This is a genomic window from Nostoc sp. NMS2, assembly GCF_017115105.1.
GTDB lineage: Bacteria > Cyanobacteriota > Cyanobacteriia > Cyanobacteriales > Nostocaceae > Nostoc.
The window spans coordinates 112,814-128,711 of the sequence record NZ_JABXKH010000042.1 but is presented as its reverse complement, the minus strand read 5'-3'; the positions used below and the strand labels follow the sequence as shown (position 1 = coordinate 128,711).

Genomic DNA, 15,898 nt, shown 5'->3' with positions numbered 1-15,898 from the left:
TCTGCAATTAATTTTCAAGCACTTGCTTAAGTCGTCGCTCTAGCAAATCAAGATCCAAAGTGCCTTCATCACGGCTAATTCGTCGCACAGTCGAATTAACATTACCTAAATTAACCAATAAATCTTGAAGAATTTCCTGCTGCTGACGGGCTTGGGTAACTTCGCGTGGCTCTTGTACTAAATCACGCACGATGGTATCTTCGGCGCGAGAGGCGATAATTGGATCGCTTTGCCCTTGAATGTGAACAAAGGTTCGCCGTCCTGGTCCTCGCTCCTCTTCTATTGGTATAACTGCTGTCACTTGGTCAGAACGCACATATTTGCCAAATCCTAAATGGACTAGCTCTGATGAGAGGATTTTCATATAATTGAGGCGTTATTTTTAAGTCTTACTTATATTGTAAAATCTAGAAAAGTGACTTAAAGCCATAGACCATACGGGTTATACCCAATTCAAAGTAGTAGTTTCCTAGTAGTGACACTGCAATGCTCGTTGGTGTCAACTTAAAAGCAAACGCTTATCCCACAGGCATTTTATCCCACCCCGCCAAAGCTACGCTTTGTCTCCTTTCCCCTTGGTAAGACTACGCTGAAAATCTCTGCTCCCCTGCTCCCTGCCCCTTTTCTTCTTATTGACTACTTTCATGATTTTTTCAATTGTTCTAAATAAACAGCAACCAGTATCAAAATGCTGTTACATCTTTGTTAAGAATAGTTACAAGTTCTTAACACAAGGAAATATTTATTATGGTGGTCTCACTTGAAAAGAATGCACCACATCGGGTCGTAGTTGTTGGTGGTGGCTTTGGTGGACTGTATACGGCAAAAGCTCTAAAGACAGCAAATGTAGATGTTACTCTCATTGATAAACGTAACTTTCACCTATTTCAGCCGCTTTTATATCAAGTTGCCACAGGGACGCTATCACCTGCTGATATTTCTGCACCATTGCGATCTGTATTCAGCAAAAGCAAGAATACAAAAGTGTTGTTGGGAGAAGTCAATGATATTGATCCAAAAGCGCAACAAGTTATTCTGGGTGATGAAGTAGTACCTTATGATACATTGATTGTCGCTACAGGTGCTAACCATTCCTATTTTGGTAAAGATAAATGGAAAGAGTTTGCTCCTGGCTTGAAAACTGTTGAAGATGCGATAGAAATGCGTCGCCAGATATTTTCGGCATTTGAAGCGGCAGAAAAAGAAACTGATCCAGAAATTCGCCGGGCTTTGTTGACTTTTGTGATTGTGGGGGGTGGTCCCACTGGTGTAGAATTAGCAGGTGCGATCGCGGAATTGGCATACCAAACTCTCACAGAAGATTTCCGCAGCATCAACACTTCAGAAGCGAGAATTTTACTATTGCAAGGGGGCGATCGCATCCTCCCACACATTGCGCCAGAGTTATCGAAAGTAGCAGTAGAATCTTTGCAAAAGTTGGGTGTGGCTGTCTACACTAACACCAGAGTGACAAATATTGAAAATAACATCGTTACTTTCAAGCAAGGCGATGAATTGATAGAAATTGTCTCAAAAACTATATTGTGGGCAGCAGGTGTTCAAGGTTCGCCTATGGGGAAAGCCCTAGCAAAAAGTACAGGTGTAGAATGCGATCGCTCAGGACGTGTAATTGTAGAACCGGATTTGTCTATCAAGGGTTATAAAAACATTTTTGTTGTGGGAGATTTAGGCAACTTCTCCCATCAAAATGGTAAACCCTTACCTGGTGTTGCACCTGTAGCTAAACAACAAGGAGAGTATGTAGCTAAACTCATTAAACGGCGGCTTCAAGGTGATACTTTGCCACAATTTCGTTACAATGACGTGGGTACTTTGGCGATGATTGGGCAAAATTTAGCTGTTGTAGATTTAGGCTTAATCAAACTCAAAGGTTTCATTGCTTGGCTCTTTTGGCTAGTAATTCACATCTACTTCTTAATCGAGTTTGATACTAAATTAGTAGTAGCAATTCAGTGGGGATGGAATTATATTACTCGTAATCGTCGCTCTAGATTGATTACAGGTCGAGAAGGTTTGGTAGAAGCAAAAACTATTAAGAATAGGGTGCAACAGCCTTCTGTTACAGAGGTGTAACTTCAAGTCCGGGTTAATCCGCAGCGTTTCTTGGAAGCAGGCGATCGCTAAATCAGGTTGAATCTCAATTGCCCGTAAACAACTATCAGAGATGGGCAAGATGCCGATGCTTTGTATTTCCGGGCGGGCAGAATGCCCACCCTACAAGAATCATCCCTTAATTCAGCAGCGCCTAATTTCGCTTCTGTCCTTTATCATTTGAACAAATCCAAATCTGTCACAGCACCAAGACTGCTAGAAGATACCAAAAAGGCGTATTTCGCCAACACGCCTTTTGTATAACGTGGAGTCGGGGGTTGCCAGTTGGCACGACGACGGCCCAATTCTTCTTCAGATATATTTAACTGCAATGAACGAGCGGGTGCATCAATAGTAATACTATCGCCTTCTTCTACAAGAGCGATCGCACCACCAACTGCTGCTTCTGGAGCCACATGACCAACCACCATGCCGTAAGTACCGCCAGAAAAGCGTCCGTCGGTAATTAATCCCACCGCATCACCCAAACCAGCCCCGATAATTGCCGAAGTGGGAGCCAACATTTCCCGCATTCCAGGGCCGCCTTTAGGCCCTTCATAGCGGATAACCAAAATATCACCTGCTTGAATTTTACCCGCCAAAATTGCAGCTAAAGAGGCTTCTTCTGATTCAAATACCCTCGCAGGCCCAGTAATTACTGGCTTTTTCACCCCGGTAATTTTAGCGACAGCGCCTTCGGTTGCCAGATTACCTCTGAGGATGGCTAAGTGTCCTTGAGCATACATCGGGTTATTCCAAGTCCGAATCACATCTTGATTGGCAGATGGTTCTTCTGGGATGTCTGCCAATATCTCTGCAATTGTTTGGCCGCTGATGGTAAGGCTATCACCATGTAATAAATCATGCACGAGTAGCATTTTCATTACTTGGGGAATACCACCAGCTTTGTGCAAATCTGTAGCGACATATTTACCACTGGGTTTTAAATCACATAAAACGGGAACACGGGCACGGATTGTTTCAAAGTCATCTAAGGTTAACTCTACATTAGCAGCCCTGGCGATCGCTAAGAAATGCAATACTGCATTTGTGGAACCACCCACCGCCATAATCACAGAGATGGCATTCTCTATAGATTTTCGGGTGATAATTTGCCGGGGTAAGATTTGTTTGCGAATCGCTTCGACTAACACAAACGCTGATTTTTCGGTGCTGTCGGCTTTTTCGGCATCTTCTGCTGCCATTGTTGAGGAATAGGGCAAACTCATTCCCAGTGCTTCAAATGCTGAAGACATGGTGTTAGCGGTAAACATTCCCCCACAGGAACCCGCGCCAGGACAAGCGCGACTTTCAACTTCTAATAATTCCTTTTCGTCAATTTTTCCAGCACTGTATTGTCCTACCGCTTCAAAAGAACTGACGACAGTTAAGTCTTTACCGTTATAGTGTCCGGGTTTAATGGTGCCACCGTAAACAAATATTGCAGGGATATTCATCCGAGCGATCGCTAACATTGCCCCTGGCATATTTTTATCACAACCGCCAATGGCTAGTACACCATCCATACTTTGCCCAGTACAGGCGGTTTCAATGGAATCTGCAATGACTTCCCGCGACACGAGGGAATATTTCATCCCTTCAGTTCCCATCGAAATCCCATCGCTAATGGTAATTGTGCCAAACATTTGTGGCATTGCTCCGGCGGTTTTAATCGCAACTTCTGCTATGAGCGCTAGTTGATTTATCCCCATATTACAGGGAGTGATCGTGCTGTAACCGTTGGCAATACCGACAATAGCTTTATTGAAATCTTCATCTTTAAAACCAACTGCCCGCAGCATAGCTCGATTTGGCGATCGCTGTACTCCTTGCGTCACAACTTGGCTTTTCAAATTCTCCGACATAGTTACATCATCCTATAACTTCCGTGTATGAGTATCATAAATAGCAATTTTTCCGATGTCCAATATATATTTATGAATATTTGAGACTTATAAAATATCAAAACTATGGAAATGCGACACCTGCGCTACTTTATTGCTGTAGCTGAGGAACTGCACTTTAGTAAAGCCGCAGAGCGACTTCATATCGCTCAACCTCCCTTAAGCCAGCAAATTCAGCAGCTAGAAGCAGAACTTGGGGTAGAACTTTTTCAACGCAAAACCAAACGACAGGTGCAGCTAACGGAAGCCGGACAAGTATTTTTGCAAGAAGCTTATCAATTGTTCGCTCAACTGTCCAAGGCAATTGATCTGACTCAACGGACAGGTAGGGGTGAGAAAGGACAACTACGAGTAGGTTTCACTAGCTTGGTAACTTACGATTTGCTTCCTGTAATTTTACGGCAATTTCGAGAACAGTTTCTAGAGGTGGAGTTAGTATTGCAAGAATTAACGACAACTCAGCAAGAGCAAGCGCTATTCAATCGCCGCATCCATGTAGGTTTTGCCCATCCACCTCTAGAAGACAACACTCTCAATCAAGAATGCATTCAGCAAGAAGGACTAATTGTAGCTTTGCTAGAAACTCATTTCTTAGCTAGACAAGAAAATATTTCAGTGCGCGAGATATTGAACGAAAATTTTATTATGTTCCCCCGCAATTTGGGTCCTGGACTTTACGATCAAATCTTGAGTCTTTGCCAGCAAGGAAATTTTAGCCCAAAAGTGACTCAAGAAGCAATCCAAATGCAGACAATTATCGGGCTAGTGTCAGCAGGAATGGGGATTGCGATCGTACCGTCTTCTTTGCAAAATCTTCAAAGGGCTGGTGTAGTTTATCGCGCTTTAGAAGAAAAAACACCATTGGTAGAAACGGCTGTAGTGTGGCGACAAGAGGATATGACACCTGTTTTACGGGAGTTTCTACAAATTGTGAGAAGTGTCTGTGGTTAATTAATCAGTTAAAAAGGCGATCGCCTCCATTAGTAATGAAGATACAGCACCTTGCAAGTAAGTGAAGTACAAATGCAGCAGGACTCACGCATTAGATAGATGTTTCTACCTCCTGCCTCCTTACCTGCGTTTAAATGGAGACAGAGTTTTTAACAAAAGGTAAATTAAAATGGCATTTAATAATTATAAAAGTATTAGTGCAGTCATTAAAAAATTCCAAATCAAATATGTGCAGTCTAATTTTATGTTGGAAGTAGATTTCCCTGTTAAAGAATCATTCAAAGAAGAATTAGATTTGCTATTAATGGATGGAGTTATTGATAATTCGGAAAATGCTATTTGTGAAAATCTCATCTATCCAGTATTGAAAGAAGTATGGAAACCTTACCGAAGTAAATTAACACTTTGGAGTCATGAAAAATTAGCTTATGATGAAGATTTATCAGGGGTTCCAGATTATACGGTGACACAGCGAAACCCTCTAGGTACGATTGTTTTTGATAAACCTTATTTTTTGATGGTTGAAGCTAAACAAGACAAATTTGAAGAAGGTTGGGGTCAGTGTTTAGCTGAAATGATTGCAGTGCAGCGAATTAATGATGATTTTGTCAGCGATGTTTTTGGGATTGTTTCTAATGGGAAAATATGGCAATTTGGAAAGTTGATTGCTAATGTGTTTACTCGAAATAAAAATTTGTATGTAATTCAAGATTTAGATAAATTATTTGCTGCGGTAAATTATATTTTTCAACAATGTGAATTAAAAATATAACATTATGTAGTTTTGCGATCAGATTAGAATGATTTTTGACGCGATGTTTGTAGCAGCTAGAGCAAACTCCCTAGTCGCACCCCAATATCATATATTTGGCAAATTTACTTACTCGACTTTCAGTGCTGACTTACCTAATGACTGACAAATAACATCGTTTTGCGGTGTATGGATACGGCTGCACAGAACGTCACGGTAGTGTCGCTCTAAAGGATTCCTTTTTAACATACCAGGATTACCAGTTAGTTCTAAGGCAATCTCCACAGCACGAATTGAGTTAGTTGTAGTAAGATATTTAACAGCTTGTGCCTGTAATCCTACGTTAGCATCAGACTCGCCCCGATCAATATCTTGAGCCAAGCTATAAATTAATCTATTGTTAGCAAATAGCAGTGCTTCTATTTCACCCACAGCATTTTGGAAGCGTGGCAGAGTTGCCAGTGGCTCTTTGAGATTAGAAGGCGATCGCTCCCAAAGATATTTAACCAGCCAGTCACGCGCACTGGTAGCCACACCAAGATATAAAGCACTCACTGTCAAACTGCCCCAAGTGGAAACCAGTGGATCAACTAATGGTGCAGCAGGTATGGGATTGATATTCAGGGCATATTCTAAGGGAATTAATACATTCTCTAAAATCAGATCGTGGCTGCCTGTCGCTCTCATCCCCAAGTGATCCCAGGTTTCGACAATTTGCAAACCGGGCAAATCGCGCGGAACCAAAAAATTGCCAACTTGTGGTTCATCTTCAGTTGTCCGTGCCCAAACAACAAAGTAACTGAGGATGGGACTACCCGTAGTGTATTGCTTGTGGCCTGTTAAACGCCAACCCTCTGTTGTCCGTTCGGCAATTGTGGCAGGTAATCCGCCTCTAGCTGGCGTTCCTAACTCTGGTTCGACACGGGCTGCATTGATCAGGGCAATGGCTTCAATGGATTCACGACACAACCGTTTATATACTTCTGGATGCCAACGACGGCTACGGGCCGCATTGGCATGTTGGAGATAGTGCATCGTCAACACTAGCGCGGTTGAAGCATCGCCACGCGCTATCCCTTCAATGACTCGGCAGATAGTTGTTAGCCCTAAACCCTCACCACCTAATTCACGGGGAATGGTGAGGCTGAGTAATTTTGCCTCATGCAAAGCTGTAAAATTCTCGAAGGGAAAGGAACCCTCTTTATCGTGTGTGCCTGCACGAGTGGCAAAGTCTTTAGCCAGAGTCTCGACCCGATCAAAAATATTAGGGAGAGTTTCTAAGCTTTTGGTTACAAAGGTTTCTGGCACGTCTTGCTCCAACTGTGACATAAATACTCCTTCAAAGCGCTTAAGATGCTTGCATCGGAGTTAAGCGATCGCAACTAGTGGTCTCTCCCATTAATTTTGCGGGACTGTAAGATCCCCTACTTCTTCAAGAAGTCGGGGATCTGCTCACCCTCACCTATCAGAATTAATCGGACAGACTACATAGTTGTAGTCTAAATCCTACTTTCTTTTCTTCTTCAGTTTTTGACGTGGAATTTAGGTCTTCTGGCGATCCTTCAGAATACAACTTAAAGTCGCTCGGAATTTAGTGATTAGTAAGTTTTGTAAGTATGACACAAACAGCTTTCAGAGAGCAAGCCAGGCGATCGCAGTAATTTCGCTCTATCCCCCGCAGGCATCACACTTAAGTAAGTTAGCGCGAAAAAACTCAAGTATGTTACGAAACGTAAATAGGCTTAAAACTCTTACTAATGACCAATACTTCGACTACGCGGTTCCTGAGCGTAGTCGAAGGGCAGTACAAGTGACAAAGGACAAATGACAGCCTTAGCCAATTAGCTTTAATTACGCCGACCTACTTAAAATGACTATAAACTAATGACTGATTTGCCAAAATTTACCTGACAGACTGCGGTATTTCAGGTTAAATGTTTTAAAGTATGCCCTGTGCAAGAGTTGTCGGATATTATTTGTGACACAACAAGACCAAAAACCCTCTCGTTCTTTCGCTGGAATTGCTGGCATTGTTGCCGCAGCCACATTAATTAGTAAAGTCTTCGGTTTAGTGCGGCAGCAAGCGATCGCTGCGGCTTTTGGTGTTGGTGCTGCTGCTACCGCCTATAGCTACGCCTATATTATCCCTGGCTTTCTGTTGATCTTACTCGGTGGTGTCAATGGGCCATTACACAGTGCAGTTGTCAGCGTTTTAGCCAAGCGGCGGCGAGAAGAAGCGGCTCCTCTAGTGGAAACTGTGACAACGCTGGTGGCTGGAGTGCTGTTGCTGGTGACAGTGGCTCAAGTTTTATTTGCGGATGCGATCGTTGATATAGTCGGTCATGGTTTGGAAGAGACAACCAGAGCGATCGCAATTCAACAACTCCGCATTATGGCACCAATGGCTTTATTTGCCGGTTTAATTGGCATTGGCTTTGGTACTCTCAATACAGCCAATCAATATTGGTTACTTTCCATTAGTCCTTTATTATCCAGTATTACCGTTGTTGCCGGTCTTGGTATCCTGGCGATGCAACTGGGCAAAGACATTATTAAACCGGAGTACGCTTTAATCGGTGGAATGGTCTTAGCTTGGGGAACCTTAGCAGGAGCAATTCTCCAATGGTTAGTGCAGCTAATTGTCCAGTGGCGGTTAGGATTAGGCACATTACGCCTGCGGTTTGAGTTTAAATCCCCAGGCGTTCAAGAAGTAATTAAAATCATGACTCCGGCAACAATTTCTTCTGGAATGATGCCAATTAATGTTGCCACTGACCTTTATTTTGCTAGTCCTATCCCTGGTGCTGCGGCAGGATTTAACTATGCGAATCTATTAGTTCAAACTCCGTTAGGGATTATTTCTAATATCATTTTACTGCCCCTTTTACCAATATTTGCCAAACTTGCGGGCCCCGAAAATTGGCCAGATTTAAAATTACGCATTCGCCAAGGACTACTACTCACTGCCTTCACCATGCTACCGCTAGGGGCGTTGATGGTAGCGCTATCTGTACCCATTGTGCAGGTGATATATGAACGCGGTGCTTTCAAGCCAGAAGCCACACAGCTAGTTTCATCCTTGCTAGTCGCCTACGGAATTGGGATGTTTGTCTATTTGGGACGTGATGTTTTGGTGCGAGTATTCTACGCTTTAGGCGATGGACAAACACCTTTTCGCATCAGTATTTTTAACATCTTGCTCAACATCATATTAGATTGGTTTTTCGTTAAACCTTTTGGCGCTCCCGGTTTGGTGTTAGCAACAGTGGGTGTAAATTGTAGCTCAATGTTGATGCTGTTGTGGTTGCTCGATCGCAAACTCAATGGTTTACCTTGGCGGGAGTGGGGTTTGCCGATTTTGGGTTTGGCTGCTGGGAGCGTGGTAGCTGGGGTAGCTAGCTATGGGACATTGGTTGGTTCTCAGCAATTGCTAGGTAAAACGGGTTTACTGATTTTGGTTTTGCAATTGTGTATATCTGGCTTCGTGGGGATTGCGGTGTTTGCTGCGATCGCTTCGTGGATGAAAATACCAGAGGTGAATCTTTTTATATTTCGTCTGCGTCAACGCTTTTTGAAAAAATAACCAGTATTTTAATTTTTGAGTTAAATACACCGAAGTAGCCAGGGTGATAATTTTGCGTAATTTCAAAATCCTTGTAGAGACGTTGCATTGCAACGTCTCTACATCCAGATTCATACTTCTATTCCGCAACATCGTATACCCAAGTGGGTGAGAAATAATTCAGCCAGTAGGGTGAACCAAGTGTGCGAGGTTACATTTTGTAAAAAAAGAGATTCTAGTACTAGAGAACATTGATTTTACCTAACTCTAGTGAGAAGAATTCTATGAAACTGACAAAATTCGCTGCCTCTTTCTTTGCTGTTGCTTCCATTGTCCTCTCGGCGGGAATTGCTTCTGCTCAAACAGCTGGTACAAACGGTAATTATATCGGTGCTGGGATTGCGGTTGGTGCAACCAGTGGCGGACAAGGAAACGATGAAGCACAACTTGGCGGTAATATTCAAGGACGTTACGCCGTTCCCAATGCGCCTGTTTCACTACGGGGTTCTGTGCTGTATGGTGGTGATGCTGCTGCAATTATGCCCATCGTGACTTACGATGCGCCCATCGCCAAAAATACTAACGTTTACTTCGGTGGTGGTTATTCTTTTGTAACTGACGAAGGTCAAAAAACTCCATTGGGCAACCAGAATGCACCTGTAGTCACCCTTGGTATTGAATCAGAAGTTAGCAATAATGTCATCGCTTATGGCGATACTAAATGGGGCATTGATGCCTACAGAAATAGTAATGCTGATGCTGTCAGCTTCCAAGCTGGATTAGGCTATCGCTTCTAGTGATTACGAGCTAGGAAACAGCTTATTCGCAAGCTAAAGCAATGATGTTTACCAGCCGTAATAGTGATTCGTTCTGTCATATCTGAGTATGGATACTCAGATATGACACATTTTTTTAATCATTTTTATTTATGATTTTGATAACCAATTATATTAGCTATTATGAATAGTTTCTCTTAAAGTGAAATGACCGATTTTAAATATGAATAAAAGATATTACTCATGGAAAAGATTAATCCCATTTCAGAAATACTGGGTGAAACAACTGATGTAGAATCTTGGCTAATTCGGTCTGGGCTAAGATTTTCAGACTTAGGTAACGATGCCGCCAGTATTGCAATCCGTAAGCAATGGCGAGAATATCAAGCCGCAGTTCAAAGATGTTGTGCAATCCTACATCAACCACCTTCACGTGTTCAATTAAGCGGCGACTATGCCAACCTGAGAATACCTGGGGGTGCATCAACCAATTGTGCGATTCCTCATACAGATTCTATGTGAGGTTGCACTTTAAATCATCTCCGCTTAAAGACTTAAGCCTCATCTAAGTTGAGAACCGTAGTTTTCGCCCTCACCCTAAATCCCTCTCCCAGATATGGGAGAGGGACTTTGAAATTCTAGCTCCCCGAATCCCATATTTGGGGGATAGGTTGGGGGATGAGGGCAAATCCTTTTCGTCTATTAAGGCAAGAGACGCGATGAATCGCCGTCTCTACAATAATCGGTCTTTCGTCTTGACAGCGATTTATCGCGTCTTTGCGATCTAAAATTTTCATCAAAAAAACCTTAACCGAACTGTATTGCCTTACAACTGATCTGGTTTTTCAAATCATCTATACTTGGTCTTTCCTGTCAATGCGTAAGTCCTACTTTATTATGGTTAAGGACTTCCAAATAAAAAATATTCAACTATTTATTGTGGGATGGGCCGAAAAGCCATTGGTGTCAACTTAAGTCAGAAAGCCTATTCCACAGGCGTTTTACCCCACACGCCAGATGCTCCACTTGGGGAGACCCCAAGACCGCACTGGCTCCCCTTAATCCCCTCCCCGTTCACGGGGAGGGGAGATTTTGTCGCTAGACAAAAGCGGGGTGGGGTTCCGACGACTTAATTGGTAATTGAGTAGGCTTAATATAACGTCATTGCGAGGGTTTCACGTTAAGTTGACACCAATGGCTTTTCGGCCCACCTCACAAGATTGGATAATTTATTTGTTGGAAGTCCCTTATTCAAAATTCTGAACGCGAAGAGCGTGCCGGAGGCATTATTCTGCCTCCTTCTCGTTAATTATTCTGTTGCACACCGTTTACTACTGGCTTAACTTCAGAAAATGGATCAGTGCCGCCACCCCAGTTAAAATCACTAATTCGGATGCTAAAGCCGCCTAATTCCAACACCGGATTGTAACGCAAGGTGATGCCATAGGTGCGACGGCTATATTCTAAAATGTAGTCGGTACTAGATTCTCTACCTGTATCCAAGTTCACAGATGTTTGAAAGCCTAAGCGAAAAGGGCCGTAGATTTGCTGTGATATCCCAGCAGTCAAAACTTTGTTATCAACGGATCGATCGAACAAAAAGGGTGATAATCCGTTGTTTAAGCCTTGAGAGTAACTAATATTAAAGGCGGTATAGTCGAAAAAAGGGCGAGAAAAATGACCAATTTGTCCTTGTAAACCAATTTTAGCAGTTAGGGTGCTTTGGTTATCACCATTGGTGTAATAACTCGTAGTGCCCGTAAGTCCAGCGATCGCTTGCAAGTAAGGAACTACAGGGTTAGCCGTGTATCGTAATCCTTCAGTGGCAGTGGGTGGTAATGGTTTTCCCTGCCACAGTAACACCCCAGTACTGAGGTCAGCACTAGCTTGTAAACGACCTAGTGAGATGCGATCGTTTTGCCGTAGGGGTTCTAGTAAGTCTTGGCGATCGGTATTGGCATCGATATACTGGGCGCTTGCCTGATAGGTGAGGTTGATGCCACTTTTTCCTAAAGGAATCACAGGAGAGGTAAGAATGCCGCCAAAACTGCTCTGGACAGTTTGAAAACCGAGAGTACCGTTGTAGAGGCGATCGCGGTAATTATATTGCACATTCAATATATGAGGAAGGGAAGTGCCTATTGTCTGGCGCAATCCCAAATTCACCCGCAAATTGTCTTCCACCTTGTCTAAGTCAAAACTGGTTAACTCCCCAGTTCCTTCAATTACTGCTCGTGGATTCAAAACAGAATTTACCTTTGTCTTTATAGCAAACAGCGAGCCTAAGTTACCCGCACCTTCTTGCACACCTCTCTGTACTAATAACTGAGGCGTGATCGTCCAGCTTGTCTGCTCTGTATCGATCACTGGAAAGCCACGCTCAATATACAAACCACCCCGCTTATCTCCATCATAGCCAGGAGAAACAATTGCAGGTGTAACGTCCCGCTCCCGGCGGTCAATCTTCTGCTGATTCACCGGAATTGGTAAGGAGATTTTTTGATCCAATACCAAACGCTGTCGCTGTGTCCTGATGCGGTCTAGCAAGGGTGTTTCTCGCGTCAGAGTTACTGTATCTGCGCGTAACTCTAGTTCTGGAGGCGAAAAAGGATCGTTGGTAAGGCGAACATTTCTTGCTTGCCAGCCTTGCGGATAAAAATCAATGTGTTCAGCTTCAAATCTGAGCCGATTGACTGCACCCCCTGTTTTCGGGGGTGAGAGGTTGCTAGCATCAGCCTGACCACCCAATGTCAAATCAAGTTGTCCAGGGCTGCTCACAGCCGAAAGGGGCTGATTGGCTCTAATGCGATCGCTGGGCGGGCGTTTTGTAACTCCACCAGCAGTTGCATCTATGGGTGAAAAAGCAAAATCTGTTTGTGCTGAGGGCACATAAATTTCTCCTGTACCATTTAAGAGTTCTCCACTATCTTGAACAAAGTTATAGGTAAAGCGTTGTCCACGCAGTATCTGATCGCCCCTGGTTAAAGTTACATTGCCTTCCCCTGCGGCAATTAAGTTGTCCAAATTGACTTGCAAGCGATCGGCATCCACCACTGCCCCATCAAATCGCACAACTACATTTCCAACAGCTGTAATAATTCGTCGTTGCTCATCATACTCTTGCCGATCTGAAGTGACTTCTACAATTCTCGGTTTGGCTGGCGGCTTGCTAGCTGGTGCTTGTGGCTGATTGGTGGTATTTACTTGTGGTGTAGATGTTGGTGCTTGAGTTTGTTGTTGGACTTGGGAACTGAATTCTACAGTGATGGGCGTTGAAAGTTCCTTTGTCGGTTTACGAGACTGGAATTTTAGAAAATTTTGTACTGATTGAGAACTTGGTGCAAGATCGGCAGCAGATAGAGAGATATTGTTTCTTTCTGAAGACTGTGGTGCAGTAATGTCACTTAGCTGTTTTTGCTGGGTTAACTTCTTAGCTAAAATTTCCGCCTTAGATTCAACTAACTTGTTGCTGGTTGTCACCCTTGGGACAACTGGAATAGAAGGCAGGGATTGGGCGACAAGGGGACTTGGGGTGACTCTATAGCTAAACCGTGGAGAGTCCAAAAAGGTTTGTTTTTCTCTAGCAATATTGGGATTTAGCGTAGACGCAAAGCAGTGAGGGGGTCGCAGTCTTGGCGGTTCCCGTCGATTGCGATCCCCCGAACCCGTTGGCGCAGCCTCTCGTAGAGAAGGGCTTGGCGTCAGACATCGTTCACCGAGTTTTTGAGAAGGTTCAGGTTTGGCATTTAGGGAAGGCTCCGCTCCAACTTTTTTTGGCAATGCAGTGGCTTCTTTTCGCGTCTCCCGTTTGCGTAACGCAGCTCTTAGGAGAAGTTCTGAGCGGCGCTCGCTCGGACTTTGGTCATTAGAAATTTTAATCTCCTGCGTGGGATAACCAACCATTAGCGATCGCCCCAAAAGTACAGCACTTCCAGAGTCGGTGATGGGGGAATTTTCTGTTGGAAAGGTTTCTGGTGAATGGGGTACAGAGGAAGTTTCGGCAACTACCAAGTCATCCTGAGTTGAGTTGATGGAAGTTGGCAATGGCCAATTCCTCTTGGTATCACCCGTAATTGACAACTCAGCCAAATCCTGAGACTGCTTGGATTTGTCTGTCTTTTCCTGCATTCCAGTTTCTACAACTGAAAGAAACTTTGTATGACTAGCAGATGAGGTGGGATTTACAGGTTGTAAAGATTCGAGGATATGAGGCGGATTGGGTGGCAGAACTGGATGAAGCATAAGTGAGCAAAATCGGGCTAACAAACAGCCAAATGACGGACGGAAGGATAAACTATACATTTTGCCTTCCGACTGTCGCCTTCTGCTACCTACAGCAAGCTACCTGGAGGAAGAAACTTACTAAGCTAAATTTAGTAAGTTTCTGTGGCGTTTAGTATTTTCCGCCTTCCAAAGTCGCGGATGATTTATCGCCCTTTTACTCTAAGTCCCGACGGCCGGGGTTACGAGCAGGATCGTTCGACAAAAATCCGAAGATGAAGATAGTTACGAAGAAGGCAACAACAATATAAACAGCGATTTTTAAAGTCAGCATAGAAATATCTCCAAGGGGTAAAACAAAGAAAGCTTTTCTTTGAGGATCTGCCATGCAGAAAAGAGAGCTACTTTATATTACCCAAATCTCGCCCCTTTTTTAGAAGACTGTGGGAACTGGGGATTGGTGATGCCTATTCTACGCTTATTGAGAATAGTGCAAAATGTCACTTGTCTGACTTTTAGATGCCCTTAAAAATAACTCATAAACTGCTTACTCCAGTTTGTGACGTTAACTGACGGCTAAAGTTTCTTCCAAAAGGCAACATACAGCAGTTTTCTTTTGCATGAAGTACAAAGAACTAAGGGTTTGGAGGCAGGAGGCAGAAGGTAGAAACTCTATCTAATGCGTGAGTCCTGCATTTGTACCTCACTTAAAAGGCAAAGTGCTGCATTAAACTTTATGGGAAACAGTTACCATGCCCCATGCCCCATGCCCAATTCCCAATTCCCAATCCCCTATTTCTCAGTTTGAACTTTTGCTAGGTCTTTGCCAATTCGGTTTTTGACTACTCGTGCAGGTATACCTACAGCAACGGAGAAAGGAGGAATATCTTTATTGACAACTGCTCCCGCACCAATAACACTACCTTTACCGACGGTAACGCCATCTAATATCGTTACTCCATGACCTAGCCAACAATTATCTTCAATCACAATTCCCTTGCGAGTAACACCTTGGTATTTAATTAGCTCCATCGGATCGGCAAAATTATGATTATTGGCATATATCCCGGAGTGGGCGGCAATCATGCAGTGTTTGCCAATTTTAATGTCTCCTGGCCCCTCAATACACACGTTGGGAGCAATGAAGGTGTCTTCGTCAATATGTATACACGTATCTTCCAAACAACCTATATCAACGTTACGCTCAATAGCTACTCTATTTGCTAGATGAATTTTATTATTTTTGTGTCCTCTAGCATCCATCCGTACACCCTTGAAAATATAGACTCCACTGCCTATCTCAATACAAGAAGTCCCGTTAAATTCAACACCATTTTGAATATAAACTGGGCTACCTATTTGGGCAAAAATACTCCGATATCCTAAACTACGCAACTTTGGCCCTAGAATAAGTGTAGGAATATCCCCTAACACAGTAGTTACTACAAGTTCTTGCACGCGCTGCAATTTTGAAAAATATTGCTCGTTATACATGGCTATATGTCTCTTCAATTAATTGTTGTTGACAGTATTGAAAGTTTTTTGCCTGTATCCTAATCTTCTGCTAATACTAAGAAGTCTTGTATTTCTTAATACCTTAAACTTAGTTGGCAGTATTACC

The 15,898-nt window shown here is 43.3% G+C and carries 13 protein-coding genes; 6 read left to right on the top strand and 7 right to left on the bottom strand.

Annotation, left to right across the window (positions count from 1 at the left end):
• Nucleotides 1-7: 7 nt before the first annotated feature.
• Complete coding sequence (locus tag HWQ36_RS06095) at nt 8-364, bottom strand: hypothetical protein (protein ID WP_181930530.1); 357 nt, start codon at nt 362-364, stop codon at nt 8-10.
• Nucleotides 365-747: 383 nt separating this feature from the next.
• Between HWQ36_RS06095 and HWQ36_RS06090 the strand changes: the two genes are divergently transcribed.
• Nucleotides 748-2,094, top strand: a complete 1,347-nt coding sequence (locus HWQ36_RS06090) for an NAD(P)/FAD-dependent oxidoreductase (RefSeq protein ID WP_292699130.1) — start codon at nt 748-750, stop codon at nt 2,092-2,094.
• Nucleotides 2,095-2,288: 194 nt separating this feature from the next.
• Here HWQ36_RS06090 and ilvD read toward each other — a convergent pair whose 3' ends face one another.
• A complete protein-coding gene (ilvD, locus tag HWQ36_RS06085; protein WP_292699128.1) occupies nt 2,289-3,977 on the bottom strand; it encodes a dihydroxy-acid dehydratase in 1,689 nt (562 codons plus the stop codon).
• 105 nt (nt 3,978-4,082) lie between these two features.
• Here ilvD and HWQ36_RS06080 point away from each other — a divergent pair, with 105 nt between their 5' ends.
• Both HWQ36_RS06080 and HWQ36_RS06075 read left to right on the top strand, forming a co-directional pair.
• On the top strand, nt 4,083-4,967 hold the full coding sequence (locus HWQ36_RS06080) for a LysR family transcriptional regulator (RefSeq protein ID WP_292699126.1): 885 nt from the start codon (nt 4,083-4,085) through the stop codon (nt 4,965-4,967).
• A gap of 169 nt (nt 4,968-5,136) precedes the next feature.
• Nucleotides 5,137-5,739: a hypothetical protein gene (locus HWQ36_RS06075; protein WP_292699123.1), complete on the top strand. Its 603-nt coding sequence runs from the start codon at nt 5,137-5,139 to the stop codon at nt 5,737-5,739.
• Nucleotides 5,740-5,847: 108 nt separating this feature from the next.
• On the opposite strand, the gene HWQ36_RS06070 is transcribed toward HWQ36_RS06075, so the two are convergent.
• Nucleotides 5,848-7,047, bottom strand: a complete 1,200-nt coding sequence (locus HWQ36_RS06070) for an acyl-CoA dehydrogenase family protein (RefSeq protein ID WP_292699121.1) — start codon at nt 7,045-7,047, stop codon at nt 5,848-5,850.
• A 649-nt stretch (nt 7,048-7,696) separates the two neighbouring features.
• Here HWQ36_RS06070 and murJ point away from each other — a divergent pair.
• The 3 genes from murJ (at nt 7,697) to HWQ36_RS06055 (ending at nt 10,578) form a co-directional block, all read left to right on the top strand.
• Nucleotides 7,697-9,301, top strand: a complete 1,605-nt coding sequence (gene murJ, locus HWQ36_RS06065) for a murein biosynthesis integral membrane protein MurJ (protein WP_292699119.1) — start codon at nt 7,697-7,699, stop codon at nt 9,299-9,301.
• Nucleotides 9,302-9,564: 263 nt separating this feature from the next.
• Nucleotides 9,565-10,077 (top strand): outer membrane beta-barrel protein, encoded by a 513-nt coding sequence (locus HWQ36_RS06060; protein WP_292699117.1) that lies wholly within the window; start codon nt 9,565-9,567, stop codon nt 10,075-10,077.
• A 222-nt stretch (nt 10,078-10,299) separates the two neighbouring features.
• Nucleotides 10,300-10,578 (top strand): hypothetical protein, encoded by a 279-nt coding sequence (locus HWQ36_RS06055; RefSeq protein ID WP_292699115.1) that lies wholly within the window; start codon nt 10,300-10,302, stop codon nt 10,576-10,578.
• 116 nt (nt 10,579-10,694) lie between these two features.
• Here HWQ36_RS06055 and HWQ36_RS06050 read toward each other — a convergent pair whose 3' ends face one another.
• The 4 genes from HWQ36_RS06050 to HWQ36_RS06035 all read right to left on the bottom strand — a co-directional run bounded on the left by HWQ36_RS06050 (nt 10,695) and on the right by HWQ36_RS06035 (nt 15,771).
• Complete coding sequence (locus HWQ36_RS06050; protein ID WP_292699114.1) at nt 10,695-10,853, bottom strand: hypothetical protein; 159 nt, start codon at nt 10,851-10,853, stop codon at nt 10,695-10,697.
• 508 nt (nt 10,854-11,361) lie between these two features.
• Complete coding sequence (locus tag HWQ36_RS06045) at nt 11,362-14,298, bottom strand: DUF3769 domain-containing protein (RefSeq protein ID WP_292699111.1); 2,937 nt, start codon at nt 14,296-14,298, stop codon at nt 11,362-11,364.
• A gap of 196 nt (nt 14,299-14,494) precedes the next feature.
• Nucleotides 14,495-14,611 carry a photosystem II reaction center protein I gene (locus HWQ36_RS06040; RefSeq protein ID WP_041566417.1) on the bottom strand — a complete coding sequence of 39 codons (117 nt, stop codon included), beginning with the start codon at nt 14,609-14,611 and terminating at the stop codon, nt 14,495-14,497.
• A 458-nt stretch (nt 14,612-15,069) separates the two neighbouring features.
• Nucleotides 15,070-15,771: an acyltransferase gene (locus HWQ36_RS06035; RefSeq protein ID WP_292699109.1), complete on the bottom strand. Its 702-nt coding sequence runs from the start codon at nt 15,769-15,771 to the stop codon at nt 15,070-15,072.
• Between the last annotated feature and the right edge of the window lie 127 nt (nt 15,772-15,898).